11 protein-coding genes and 1 pseudogene are annotated in these 12065 nt (G+C 69.8%); 7 read left to right on the top strand and 5 right to left on the bottom strand.

Going from position 1 to position 12065, the window contains the following annotated elements:
* From ACFQ36_RS16345 to ACFQ36_RS16335, 3 genes are all read left to right on the top strand, one after another.
* Nucleotides 1-453 (top strand): hypothetical protein (locus ACFQ36_RS16345; RefSeq protein WP_377015425.1); only part of this gene is annotated, 453 nt, incomplete at its 5' end.
* A 166-nt stretch (nucleotides 454-619) separates the two neighbouring features.
* On the top strand, nucleotides 620-1705 hold the full coding sequence (locus tag ACFQ36_RS16340) for an inositol-3-phosphate synthase (RefSeq protein ID WP_377015423.1): 1086 nt from the start codon (nucleotides 620-622) through the stop codon (nucleotides 1703-1705).
* A gap of 80 nt (nucleotides 1706-1785) precedes the next feature.
* Nucleotides 1786-2874 carry an acyltransferase gene (locus ACFQ36_RS16335; protein ID WP_377015421.1) on the top strand — a complete coding sequence of 363 codons (1089 nt, stop codon included), beginning with the start codon at nucleotides 1786-1788 and terminating at the stop codon, nucleotides 2872-2874.
* Between the two features lie 79 nt (nucleotides 2875-2953).
* Here the strand turns inward: ACFQ36_RS16335 and ACFQ36_RS16330 are convergent, their stop codons facing one another.
* On the bottom strand, nucleotides 2954-3559 hold the full coding sequence (locus tag ACFQ36_RS16330) for a MerR family transcriptional regulator (RefSeq protein WP_377015419.1): 606 nt from the start codon (nucleotides 3557-3559) through the stop codon (nucleotides 2954-2956).
* A gap of 81 nt (nucleotides 3560-3640) precedes the next feature.
* Here ACFQ36_RS16330 and ACFQ36_RS16325 point away from each other — a divergent pair, with 81 nt between their 5' ends.
* Nucleotides 3641-4129, top strand: coding sequence for a DUF2306 domain-containing protein (locus ACFQ36_RS16325; RefSeq protein WP_377015418.1), 489 nt, complete (start codon nucleotides 3641-3643; stop codon nucleotides 4127-4129).
* Between the two features lie 88 nt (nucleotides 4130-4217).
* On the opposite strand, the gene ACFQ36_RS16320 is transcribed toward ACFQ36_RS16325, so the two are convergent.
* From ACFQ36_RS16320 to ACFQ36_RS16305, 4 genes are all read right to left on the bottom strand, one after another.
* Nucleotides 4218-5906 (bottom strand): formate--tetrahydrofolate ligase, encoded by a 1689-nt coding sequence (locus ACFQ36_RS16320; protein ID WP_377015416.1) that lies wholly within the window; start codon nucleotides 5904-5906, stop codon nucleotides 4218-4220.
* Nucleotides 5907-6055: 149 nt separating this feature from the next.
* Nucleotides 6056-6715, bottom strand: a complete 660-nt coding sequence (locus ACFQ36_RS16315; RefSeq protein WP_377015414.1) for a D-alanyl-D-alanine carboxypeptidase family protein — start codon at nucleotides 6713-6715, stop codon at nucleotides 6056-6058.
* Between the two features lie 145 nt (nucleotides 6716-6860).
* Nucleotides 6861-7532 carry a histidine phosphatase family protein gene (locus ACFQ36_RS16310; protein WP_377015412.1) on the bottom strand — a complete coding sequence of 224 codons (672 nt, stop codon included), beginning with the start codon at nucleotides 7530-7532 and terminating at the stop codon, nucleotides 6861-6863.
* Nucleotides 7529-9010, bottom strand: coding sequence for a CCA tRNA nucleotidyltransferase (locus ACFQ36_RS16305; RefSeq protein WP_377015410.1), 1482 nt, complete (start codon nucleotides 9008-9010; stop codon nucleotides 7529-7531). The genes ACFQ36_RS16310 and ACFQ36_RS16305 overlap by 4 nt, the downstream gene beginning before the upstream one ends.
* A 112-nt stretch (nucleotides 9011-9122) precedes the next feature.
* On the opposite strand from ACFQ36_RS16305, the gene ACFQ36_RS16300 reads away from it, so the two are divergent.
* The 3 genes and pseudogenes from ACFQ36_RS16300 to ACFQ36_RS16290 form a co-directional block, all read left to right on the top strand.
* Nucleotides 9123-9650 carry an NUDIX hydrolase gene (locus ACFQ36_RS16300; RefSeq protein ID WP_377015408.1) on the top strand — a complete coding sequence of 176 codons (528 nt, stop codon included), beginning with the start codon at nucleotides 9123-9125 and terminating at the stop codon, nucleotides 9648-9650.
* A 65-nt stretch (nucleotides 9651-9715) separates the two neighbouring features.
* The gene (murJ, locus tag ACFQ36_RS16295; protein ID WP_377015406.1) at nucleotides 9716-11389 is read left to right on the top strand and encodes a murein biosynthesis integral membrane protein MurJ; all 1674 of its coding nucleotides are present in this window, start codon (nucleotides 9716-9718) and stop codon (nucleotides 11387-11389) included.
* Nucleotides 11390-11492: 103 nt separating this feature from the next.
* A pseudogene (locus tag ACFQ36_RS16290) lies at nucleotides 11493-12065 on the top strand (ABC transporter substrate-binding protein); the annotation flags it as partial.

The following is a 12065-nucleotide window of genomic DNA, read 5'->3' as shown; positions in this document are numbered from 1 at the left end:
CGGCCGGTCCTGAACCGGCGGGCGGTCCTGCCGCTGGCGTCCAACGGCCTCCCCCGCCCGCAGGCTCGCGCCGGGCCCTGGGCCGGGGAGGGACACGGGGGTCCCGGGGCGGCGACGAAGTCGGCGCTACGGGAGCGTCCCTCCCGTAGACTGGCCGTCATGACCAGGAAATCCACGCTGTTCGGCTGGGCCTTCGGGGATCCCGGCCGCGGGGACGACGCCCCGTACGTTGAGCAGCTCAAGGCCGCCGCCCTGCGCAATGCCGGCGAGACCGCTGCCGCCAGGGGCCTGCAGATTGTGCCGGACACGGCGGTGTTCGCGCTGGTGACCGAGGCGGACACCCTGATCGACGGCGGCGAGACCGGCCATGGCAAGCTCGTGGTCCGCTGCACCGTGGACGTGACGGGCCCGGGTGCCGAGCGGGTCAGTGCCGAGGGGCCGATGAACGGCTGAAGAACCGGCGCTGCCAGGGTGCCGGCCGCGCCGCCGCAGCGGCCCCCGCACCCGTGCCGGGAGCCCCCTGCGGTCCCGTTTCAGGGGCAATTGGGCCGAACCGGTAGAATAAACTGGCCGCGTGGTCCAGACGTGGCACCATCGCAGTGTTTTTCAAAGGAGAACCGTGGCAGAGAACCCAATCCGGGTCGCGATCGTCGGCGTCGGTAATTGTGCCGCGTCGTTGGTCCAGGGCGTCCACTACTACCGGGACGCGGACCCGACGTCGACCATCCCCGGCCTGATGCATGTCGAGTTCGGCAAGTACCACGTGAACGACGTGCAGTTCGTTGCCGCATTCGACGTGGACAGCAAGAAGGTGGGGCTGGATCTGGCGGATGCCATCGGGGCCAGCGAAAACAACACCATCAAGATCGCCGACGTCCCCGCTACCGGTGTCAAGGTCCAGCGCGGCCAGACCCTGGACGGGCTGGGCAAGTACTACCGCGAGACCATCGTCGAGTCCCCCGAGGAGCCGGTGGACGTCGTCGCCGCGCTCAAGGACGCGCAGGTCGACGTGATGGTCTGCTACCTGCCGGTCGGTTCCGAAGAGGCCGCCAAGTTCTACGCCCAGTGCGCCATCGACGCCGGCGTGGCCTTCGTCAACGCCCTGCCGGTCTTCATTGCCGGCACCAAGGAGTGGGCGGACAAGTTCACCGCCGCCGGCGTGCCGATTGTCGGCGACGACATCAAGAGCCAGATCGGGGCCACCATCACCCACCGGGTGATGGCCAAGCTGTTCGAGGACCGCGGCGTCACGCTGGACCGCACCTACCAGCTGAACGTCGGCGGCAACATGGACTTCAAGAACATGCTCGAGCGCGAGCGCCTGGAGTCCAAGAAGATCTCCAAGACCCAGGCCGTCACCTCCAACACCTCGGCGGAGCTGCACGACGAGGACGTGCACATCGGCCCCTCGGACTACGTGTCCTGGCTGGACGACCGCAAGTGGGCCTTTGTCCGGCTCGAGGGCCGCAACTTCGGCGACGCCCCGGTGGCGCTGGAGTACAAGCTCGAGGTCTGGGACTCCCCGAACTCCGCCGGCGTGATCATCGACGCGCTGCGTGCGGCCAAGATCGCCCAGGACCGCGGCATCGGCGGCCCGATCCTCTCCGCCTCCAGCTACTTCATGAAGTCCCCGCCGGAGCAGTACAACGACGACGTCGCGCGCGAGAAGGTCGAGGCCTTCATCCGCGGCGACATCGAGCGCTAACGCGGCGGAGCCCCGGCCACCCGCCTATCACCATGGAAAGGCCCCCGCAGCCCGCCGGCCACGGCAGGCCGCGGGGGCCTTTGCCTTCCGGTCCCGGCGATGCTGGCGCCGCACGGCAGGTCCGGCGCAACTACGCGCTGGACCTGCTGCGGATCGTGAGTATCACCGGCGTCGTTGCCATCCATGCGTTCGGGCAGCTGGCGGGCAACGCCGCCGCCCGCGGAACGCCCGGCGGCCTCGCCGCGGCCATCATCGACATCGGCTTTATCTGGGTGGTGCCGGTGTTCGTGATGATTTCCGGGACGCTGTCCCTCTCGCTGAACGCGCAGCTGCCCGGGCCGCGCCGGTTCTACCGCCGGCGCATCCTGCGGCTGCTGCCGGCGCTGGTGTTCTGGCACCTGGCCTACCTCCTCGCCGCCCACGCCCTGGTCCCCGGCCGGGAACTCTCCGCCGGGACGGTGGCCGCCGACGTGTTCAACACCAGGGTTGCCCCGCACCTGTATTTCCTCTGGCTCATCCTCGGGCTGTACCTGGTGGCGCCCCCGCTGGCCTGGTTCCTGCACCGGGCCGGACTGCGCCGGGCGGCCGTCACGACCGCGGCGGTCCAGCTGCTGCTGTTGCTGGTCTTCGCGGTGCAGGCCTGGAGCATCGCCTCGGGCGGGAGCTGGCGTTTCCCGTGGAATATCCTCACCCAGTGGATCCCGTACCTCGGCTACTTCATGGCCGGCTGGGTGCTCACCCAGATGCGGATCCCGCGGGGTGCCGCAGCCGCGGCCGGAGGCGCCGCCGCCGTGCTCTCCGCCTTCAATGTCTGGCACTGGATCAACCGGGACAGCCTGCCCCTGCTCAATATCGTGACCCCGTCCAGCTATATCGGACTGGGCGTGGCGGCGGCCGCGATCGGCGTCTTCGTCTCGGCCTTCCACCTGCTGCGCGGCTGGCAGCCCGGGCCCCGGCTGGGGAAGGCGCTGACGGCGCTGTCCAACGCCGCCTTCGGGGTGTTCCTGTGCCACTACCTGATCCTGCTGTGGCTGACCTTCGTGGTGTTCCCCACGGAGACGGTTCCGGCGTTCGGACTGGTGGCGCTCAAGTTCGCGCTCGCCGCCGCGGGCGCCTTCGCCGTCTCGCTCGCCGCTGCCCGGATCCCCTGGCTGCGGGCGGTGTTCTAAGATTGGGTTCCTCCCGGCGTGTCGCTGCCGCGCCGCGCCGGGCCCCTCGGAACCCGTTCTAAGGGCGTTCCCGCAGGGTTCAGGCCGGCGGCCGCATGGCCCGGGAGGCCTGGGCCACCGCCAGCATCTTCAGCAGCAGCTCGCCGTACAGGTGCGTGCCGACGGCCACGGTGCGCACCAGTTCGTCCCGGCTGCCCGCCCGCTCCACGCTCCCGATATCCAGCGCCGCCACCTGGTCCACGGCATCAGCGTAGGCCGCCAGGACCCTGCCGTCGGCCGGCACGCCCAGGTCGTCCATCCGGTACAGCAGCAGGTTCAGCGAGTTCCGTGCCGGCGAGGGCGCATCCACCCAGCGCCCGCTGCCGATCAGCCCGGCGGCGAGCGGATGGTCCGGCACCGGTTCCTCCGCCAGGCCCAGGATCATCGCCTGGACCCTGCCCATCAGCTCGACGTCGCCGAGCCGGGGATCGTCGATGGCAGCCGCAATGGCCTTGATCTTCTCCAGCCCCAGCCCCACGGCCCTGCGCAGCACCTTGATCAGTTCCAGCCGCTGCAGGTGCGCCTCCGTGTAGTCGGCGCGGGACGAGTCCCTGATCCGGCCGCGGGGCAGCATGCCTTCGCGCAGGTAGAACTTGATGCTTGCGGTGCTTACCCCGCTGCGCAGGCCCAGTTCCTTCAGCTGCATCGCCTGCTCCCTGCCGGATAGCTGTCCGGGGGGCAGCTATCCATAAATGCGCCTACAGGATAGTAAAACTATCCTACTGTCATGGAACCCTGGAACTGGCTCATTGCCACCCACGCCCTTGCCGCCGGCTACGCCCTGGTGCTGGGCCCGGTCAATATCTTCCGCCGGAAGAAGGACCGGGCGCACAGGATCGTCGGGTACACCTGGGCGGGGGCGATGTACTACCTGTGCATCACCAGCTTCTGGATCCAGGCCGACGGCGGCTTCAGCTGGCTCCACGGGCTCTCGGCCTTTACCCTCATCACCGTGACGCTGGGCCTGGTTTCGGCCGGCCGGGGCCGCATCCAGGCCCACCGCGGCAACATGGCCGGCTCGTACATCGGCACGCTCATTGCCTTCGGTTTTGCCGCCCTGGTACCCGGCCGGCGGATCCCGCAGCTGTTCTCCCAGGATCCGGCCGCCCTGGCCTTTGCCGCGGCCCTGATCCTGGCCAGTTCCGCAGCGCTCTTCCTCACCGCGCGCAGCCTCGCCCGCAGGACCGCGCGCCCGCTTCCCGCCCGCGTGCCCTGACCCCCTCCCGGCCGGTTCCCCGCGTTCCGGGATTCCACCGCGGTCCGCCGGCACAGGGAATTCCCGGGACGCGGGAAATCCGGGCGGCTCAGAACAGGCCGGTGATTTCGCCGTCGTCGTCCACGTCCATCCGCATCGCCGCCGGTTCCTTCGGGAGTCCGGGCATGGTCATCACCGCGCCGGTCAGGACCACGATAAAGCCGGCGCCGGTCTTGGGGATGAGTTCGCGCACCCGGATGGTGAAGCCGCTCGGCGCCCCCAGCACGGAGGCATCGTCGGTGAACGAGTACTGGGTCTTCGCCATGCAGACCGGCAGCCGGTTCAGGCCGTTGGCCTCGATGTCGGCCAGTTGCCGGCGGGCCGGCGCGGTGAATTCCACGTGGTCCGCACCGTAGATCTGCTGCGCAATGGTTTCGATCTTTTTCTCCACGGCCAGGTCCAGGTCGTAGAGCGGGGCGAACTGCTGCGGCCGGTCGATGACCGCTGCCACCTTGGCGGCCAGCTCGTCGCCCCCGGGCCCTCCCCCGCCGCCGGCCCAGACGTCGGCCACCGCCGCCTCGATGCCCCGGTCCCGGCACCACTGCAGCACCCAGTCCAGCTCCTGCCGGCTGTCGGTGGCGAACCTGTTCACCGCCACCACCGGGGTGAGCCCGAACTTGGCGGCATTGCGCACGTGCCGCTCCAGGTTCGCCGCGCCCTCCTGCAGCGCGGCCAGGTCCGGCACGGCGAGCCGGTCCAGGGGCACCCCGCCGTGCATTTTCAGCGCCCGGACGGTGGCGACCACCACGATGGCGGAGGGTGCGAACCCCGCCGAGCGCGCCTTGATGTCCATGAACTTCTCCGCCCCCAGGTCCGAGCCGAAGCCGGCCTCGGTCACCACGATGTCCGCCAGCCGCCGGGCCGTCTGGGTGGCGATCACGGAGTTGCAGCCGTGGGCGATGTTGGCGAACGGGCCGCCGTGGACCAGGGCCGGCGTGCCGGCGATGGTCTGGACCAGGTTGGGCCTGATGGCGTCCTTGAGCAGCATGGCCAGGGCGCCCTCGACGCCGAGCTCGCCGACGGTGACGGGCCTGCGGTCGGGGGTGTAGCCGAAGGTGATCCTGGCAATCCGCCGCTTCAGGTCCTTCAAGTCCGTCGCCAGGCAGAAGACCGCCATGATCTCCGAGGCGACGGTGATGTCGAAGCCGGCCTCGCGCGGCACGCCCTGGGCGGGGCCGCCCAGCCCGATCACCAGCTGCCGCAGCGCGCGGTCGTTCATGTCCACCACGCGTTTGAACGTGATCCGGCGCGGGTCCAGGCCCAGCTCGTTGCCCTGGTACAGGTGGTTGTCCACCAGCGCCATCAGCGCGTTGTTGGCCGAGGTGATGGCGTGGAAGTCCCCGGTGAAGTGCAGGTTGATCTCGTCCATCGGCAGCACCTGGGAGTAGCCGCCCCCGGTGGCTCCGCCCTTCATGCCCAGGATCGGGCCGAGCGACGGTTCCCGCAGCGCAATCATGACCCGGTGGCCGGCCCGGGCCAGGGCATCGCCCAGGCCCACGGTGACGGTGGATTTGCCCTCCCCGGCAGGAGTCGGGGACATCGCGCTGACCAGCACCACCTTGCCGCGCGGCTCGGACTGTCCCGGGACCAGCCGGGCCGGGTCGATCTTGGCCTTGTACCGGCCGTAGAAGTCCACGGCGTCCTCGGGGATGCCGGCGGCCCGGGCAATCTCGGCAATCGGCTTCAGGCGGGCGCGGCGGGCAATCTCAAGATCCGTCAGCGGTGCTGCCTCAGACATCCTCGTCCTCCTCCATGGGCTGCTGGCCCGGCCGGGCCGGCGGCTTTGTTCGCGCCGCCTAGGGCCAAGCTACCAGCCGGGCGCCGCCTTGTGACCGGCCGCTTCGGGCACCGGCCGAACTGCCGGACGCGGGGCCGCGGCGGCGCCGCTCAGTTGTAGTCCGGCGCGGCGGGCAGCCCGAAGAATTCTTCCAGCGTGGCCTCCCCGCTCAGCTCGAACTCCTTCGCCAGCGCAGGTCCCACATAGCGCAGATGCCACGGCTCGTAGCTGTAGCCGGTGACTTCGCCGGAGCCCTTCGGGTAGCGGATGACAAACCCGTATTCCTCGGCGTGCGCGGCGGCCCAGCGCCCCGCCGGCGTGCTTTCAAAGCATTCCGCCAGGGCGCAGCTGCCACTGGGATTGCCGATGTCAACGGCCAGCCCGGTCTGGTGTTCGCTGAAGCCCGGCCGGGCCGCCAGCGTGTCCGCCACCTGCTGGCCGTACTGGCGCACGTAGTCGTTGTACAGGCTTTCCTGCTGCGCATAGGAGCGGTAGCCGCTGACCAAGGTGATGGCGACGCCGTCGGCCTTGGCGGCCCGGCTGAGCTTCTTGTACGCGTCGGCGGCCTCGGCCCGGACCTTCAGGCCGGTCACGCGGACCAGGGCGGACGGTACGTAGGTGGCAGGATCCAGGGGACGCTGCTTGTTGACCACCACCTGCAGGCTGGACGCCGTGTCGATGTCGTAATCGGCCGGAGCCGCCACGGCCGGGGCGGGAAGTCCCGCGGCACCCAGCAGCAGCACTGCCATCACCATTCTGAACCGTTTCATGCCTGCCCCCGTCGACTCGTTAATCCGGGACCGAGACTATGGCCCTGCACGGCGGAAAACAACGGTTGACTTCTTCCGGGCCGGTCCTGCACCATGGGCGGAGCCGCCGGCCTAGACATTCCAGCCGCCTAGACATTCCAGCCGCCTAGACATTCCAGCCGATGACCGCCGGGGTGCGCTTGTCCCAGCCGAGCGTGCAGATCCCCGCGGTGCCAAGCACAAAGTGCCTGCCCTCGATCGGATCCAGCTGCAGCCAGCGGGCGGTCAGGATCCGCAGGAAGTGCCCGTGCGCCACCAGCAGGACCCTGCGCTGCCCGGGCGTGGCCGGCACGGACCCGACGGGTTCGGTGCGTTCGGTCTGCACCGCGGGCGGTGCGGATGCCGGTGCCGGCGAGGCCCCGGCGGAACCTGCCAGCACCCTGGCGATCACGCGGTCCGCGCGGTCGCCCACCTGCCCGAGGGTCTCGCCGCCGGCCACCCCGTGGGTCCAGATCAGGTAGGACGGGTCCTTCTCCCGCAGGGCCGCGCTGCTGATGCCCTCGTATTCGCCGTAGTCCCACTCATGGGCGAAGGGCACCACCTCGGCGTCGGGGAAGCCCGCAAGCTCGGCCGTCCGGCGCGCGCGCTTCAGCGGCGAGGTCAGCACGGTATCGAAGCCGATGCCCGCCAGCTTGCTGCCCGCTTCCGTGGCCTGCCGCAGGCCCGCCGCGGTCAGCTCCAGGTCCGTCAGGCCGGTGTACCGGCCGGAGCGGGACCACTCGGTTTCGCCGTGGCGCAGCAGCCACAGGACGGGGTAGTCGTGGTCCGCGGCGGTCATGGCCGGGCCGCGCCGCCATCCGGCTGCCGGGGTCTTCCCGACTCGGGCTGGTCCTGCCACCAGGCCAGCAGCCTGGCCTCGGCCGCTGCCGGTTCGAGCGGACCGTGCTCCAGCCGCTCCTCGAGCAGGAACTTGTAGGCCCGGCCCACCAGCGGCCCCGGCTTGATGCCCAGCAGGGCCATGATCTGCCCGCCGTCCAGGTCCGGCCGGACCGCGTCCAGCTCCTCCTGCTCGCGCAGGGCCTGGATCCGCTGCTCCAGATCGTCGTAGGCGAAGGCCAGGCGCTCGGCCTTGCGCCGGTTCCGCGTGGTCACGTCGGACCGGGTCAGCCGGTGCAGGCGCTCCAGCAGCGGCCCCGCGTCGGTGACGTAGCGGCGCACCGCCGAATCGGTCCAGCCCGCCTCCCCGTAGCCGTAGAAGCGCATGTGCAGCTCCACCAGCCGGGAGACGGCCTTGATCGTGTCATTGTCGAAGCGCAGCTTCTTCATCCGCTTGGCGGTCAGCTTCGCGCCGACCGCCTCGTGGTGGCGGAAGCTGACCGCCCCGGACGGTTCGAACCGGCGCGTGGCGGGCTTGCCGACGTCGTGCATCAGCGCGGCGAAGCGCAGGACGAAGTCCGGGCCCGGCACCGGGCCGTCCTCGCCGGTTTCCAGCGCGCAGGCCTGCTCCAGCACGGTCAGCGAATGCTGGTAGACGTCCTTGTGCCGGTGGTGCTCGTCGATCTCCAGCCGCAGCGCGGACACCTCGGGCAGCACATGGTCGGCCAGCCCGGTGTCCACCAGCAGGTCCACGCCGGCGCGCGGGTCCCTGCCGGTGATCAGCTTGATCAGCTCGTCCCGGACCCGCTCGGCGGAAATGATCTCGATCCGCCCGGCCATGTCCTCCATGGCCTCGGCCACCTCGTCCGCCACGTCCACCTGCAGCTGGGAGGCGAAGCGCGCCGCGCGCATCATCCGCAGCGGATCGTCCGAGAACGACGCCGAGGGCTCGCCCGGGGTGCGCAGCACCCCGGCGTGCAGGTCCCGGATGCCGCCGTGGGGGTCAACCAGCTCCAGCGAGGGCAGGCGCAGGGCCATCGCGTTCATGGTGAAGTCCCGGCGGAAGAGGTCATCCTCCAGCGACTTGCCGAAGGACACGTCCGGCTTGCGGGACTCGGGGTCGTAGGCCTCCGCCCGGTAGGTGGTCACCTCGAGAATGTGCCCGTCCTTGCGCAGCCCGATGGTGCCGAAATCCCTGCCGACCTCCCAGTAGTGGTCGGCCCACCGCTTGATCACCCGGATGGTGGCGTCGGGGTCCGCGTCCGTGGTGAAGTCCAGGTCCGGGGACACCCGACCCAGGAAGAGATCCCGCACGGGCCCTCCCACCAGCGACAGCTCATGGCCGGCATCGACGAAGAGCTGCCCCAGTTCGAGGACAACGTCCGGCAGTTCCAGGGAGGGCAGCTGCGGCAGCGGTGCCGAGTCAGAAAGGTGAACCATAGTTCCTTAAGGGTGCCAGAAAGGCGCCCCGGCCGTTCAACAAGTTGATTAACAAACCCACCGGCTCCGCAACCCGCCTCGGAACGGTTTAAATATCGTTAGAGTGGACTGCATGGCATACCCGGTCCCGAGCGCCCCGAAGCGCACCCCGCTGACAGCGTCAGTGGGCAGCGCCGCGCCGTCCGGACACCATGCCCTGCCCACCGTGGAGGAAGTCTCCGCCGGCGGCGTCGTGGTGGACGCCTCCACCGCGGAGCTGAACGTTGCCATCATCGCCCGCTTCAACCGCGGCGGCCGGCTCGAGTGGTGCCTGCCCAAGGGCCACCCCGAGAACGACGAGACCAATGAAGAGGCGGCGGTCCGGGAGATCGAAGAGGAGACCGGAATCCAGGGCAAGGTGGTGGCCACCCTGGGCAGCATCGACTACTGGTTCACCGTCAGCGGGCACCGCGTGCACAAGACCGTGCACCACTTCCTGCTCACCGCCACCGGCGGGGAACTGACCATCGAGAACGACCCGGACCACGAGGCCGTGGACGTGGCGTGGGTGCCGCTGGCCGAACTGGGCAAGCGGCTTTCCTTCCCCAACGAACGCCGGATCGTGGACCTGGCCCGCGAAGTGCTGCCCGAATTCCTCTGAGGGAATTCCCCGGAAGCGGCCCCGTTGACCGGCAGGGCCGCCGTCCAATGAGACGATAGAGGGCGATGACCGAATCGACAACACCCAGCACCGCCCGGTCCAGCGCCATTATGGCGGCCGGCACCATGGTTTCCCGCGTGCTCGGATTCGTGCGCACCTCGCTGCTCGCCGTCGCCATTGGTGCCAACACCACCATGGGCGACATCTTCGAAAAAGCGAACACCATCCCGAACATCATCTACCTGCTGCTGGCCGGCGGCATCTTCAATGTGGTCCTGGTGCCGCAGATCATCAAGGCCAGCGACAGCCGGGACGGCGGGGCTGACTTTGTCAGCCGGCTGCTGAGCCTGACCCTGCTGGTGCTCGGCGGCATCACGGTGGTGGTGGTGGCGCTGGCCGGGCCCATCATCCACCTGCTGACCAAGGACTGGACCGGGCCCATGCTCCAGCTGGGCACCGCCTTTGCGCTCTGGTGCCTGCCGCAGATCTTCTTCTACGGGCTGTACGCGGTGGTCGGCCAGGTGCTCAACGCGCACGACCGCTTCGGCTGGTACATGTGGGCGCCGGTGCTGAACAACGTGGTGGCCATTGCCACGCTGGTGCTGTACATCGCCATGTTCGGCGCCTACACCCCGGCCCGCGGCAACCCGGAACTGTGGACCGGGACGCAGACCGCGGTGCTGGCCGGCGGCACCACCTTGGGCATCGTGCTGCAGGCGCTGGTGCTGCTCTGGCCGCTGAAGCGCCTGGGGCTGGGCCTGCGGCCGCGGTTCGGCTGGCGCGGCATGGGCTTCGCCCGGACCGGCAAGGTGGCGCTGTGGACGCTGGGCACCATGGTGGTGGGCAACTCCGCCTACCTGCTCTACGGCGCCCTCGCCTCCAGCGCCACCGCCGGCCGTCTGGCGCTGGCCAACGGCGGGGCCACCGTGCCGGGCGAATACGCGCTCAACACCGCCCAGCTGATTGCCCTGCTGCCGCACTCGGTGTTCGTGCTCTCGGTGGCCACCGTGTTGTTCAACCAGCTCTCCCGCGCCCAGGCCGAGAACGACCTGGACGAGGTCCGCCACACCATCAACTCGGGCCTGCGCATCATCGGCGTGGCCACCGTCTTCGGCGCCGCCGTCCTGGTGGTCCTCGGCGGGCCGCTCGGCCGGCTCTTCGCCGGCTCGGGCCCCTCCGCCCTGGCCTCGGCGGCCACGCTGGGCCAGGTGCTCACCATCCTGGCCGCGGGCCTGCCGTTCATGAGCATCTACTTCTTCCTGAACCGGGTCTTCTACGCCGAAGAGGATGCCCGCACCCCGCTGATCATGCAGTCCATCCTCTCCGGCAGCTGCGTGGTCCTGGCCCTGGTCATGGCACGCCTGGTCCCGGCCACGGTCGTGGTCTACGGACTGGCGGTGCTCTTCGCCGTCTTCAATGTGCTCTCGGTGCTGCTGGCCCACTACTTCACCCGGCGCCGGCTCGGCGACTACGGTGCCGGCGAGGTGGCGGGGACCTACATCCGGCTCGGCTATGCGGCGCTGGGCTCCGGCGCGGCCGGCGCCGGCGTGCTGTGGCTGCTGGGCGGGTACGACGACGGCGGGTTCGCCATGCGCTCGATCCTCACGGCGATGGTGGCCATCGCCGTCGTGGGCACCGTGATGGCCGCGGCCTACCTGCTGCTGCTGAAGCTGCTGCGCGTGCGCGAGCTGAACGACTTCCTGGCCCCGGTCCTGAACCGGCTGCCCGGGCGCGGCTAGTGTCCTGACGGGCGCGGCGGGGTGGCGTCGGTGCCAGCCGGTAGCATGTAAACAAATTACCCAGCGGGACGCCCAGCGCCCCGAAATCCCTCGGGAGGAACTTGTGCCGCAGCCAGTCGATGTCGGGACTTTGCTCGGGGGCCGATACAAAGTAACGGCCCGCGTGCTGGCGTCGGCCGAACAGGACCTCGTGCTGGACGGCGTGGACGAGGTCCTCAACCGCCCGGTCAGCATCCTGGTCGCCTCCCCGGACAATGCCAGCCAGGTGGCCATGAGCGCCCGCGAGATTGCCACCGGCGAACGCGAGGGCAACGTGCAGGTGCTGGACCTGGGCAACGCGGAGGGCAACACCTACCTGGTCACCAACCAGGCCGAGGCCGCGGACCTGCTGGACCTGGTCATCCAGCAGGATGTCCCGTACGTGGAGCCGTTCTTCACCGAGACCCTGGGCTCGGAGATTTTCGGGCAGGCCCGTTCCACCGAACCGCAGTACGACGAGGACGAGGAGTGGGAAGAGGAGGCGTACCGGGAAGAGGACCAGGTGCCCCGGCCCACCCTGCGCGAACGCCTGGGCCACATCGAACTGCCCCGGTTCGGCCGCGGCCAGCAGGCGGGCGCTTCCGGTGCGGCTGCCGCCGGGGCCGGCCCGGAGACGGACCTGCGCGACGTCGTCCCG

This window comes from Arthrobacter sp. GCM10027362 (assembly GCF_042679445.1).
Classification (GTDB): domain Bacteria; phylum Actinomycetota; class Actinomycetes; order Actinomycetales; family Micrococcaceae; genus Crystallibacter.
This window is presented reverse-complemented; position numbering and strand designations above follow the sequence as displayed.

Bases quoted from the DNA above. Each gene is read 5' to 3' on its own strand.
- ACFQ36_RS16310 (WP_377015412.1), bottom strand. From the start codon at position 7,532: ATGACCGCCGCGGACCACGACTACCCCGTCCTGTGGCTGCTGCGCCAC.
- ACFQ36_RS16305 (WP_377015410.1), bottom strand. From the start codon at position 9,010: ATGGTTCACCTTTCTGACTCGGCACCGCTGCCGCAGCTGCCCTCCCTG.
- ACFQ36_RS16330 (WP_377015419.1), bottom strand. From the start codon at position 3,559: ATGCAGCTGAAGGAACTGGGCCTGCGCAGCGGGGTAAGCACCGCAAGC.
- ACFQ36_RS16300 (WP_377015408.1), top strand. From the start codon at position 9,123: ATGGCATACCCGGTCCCGAGCGCCCCGAAGCGCACCCCGCTGACAGCG.
- ACFQ36_RS16320 (WP_377015416.1), bottom strand. From the start codon at position 5,906: ATGTCTGAGGCAGCACCGCTGACGGATCTTGAGATTGCCCGCCGCGCC.
- ACFQ36_RS16325 (WP_377015418.1), top strand. From the start codon at position 3,641: ATGGAACCCTGGAACTGGCTCATTGCCACCCACGCCCTTGCCGCCGGC.
- murJ (WP_377015406.1), top strand. From the start codon at position 9,716: ATGACCGAATCGACAACACCCAGCACCGCCCGGTCCAGCGCCATTATG.
- ACFQ36_RS16315 (WP_377015414.1), bottom strand. From the start codon at position 6,715: ATGAAACGGTTCAGAATGGTGATGGCAGTGCTGCTGCTGGGTGCCGCG.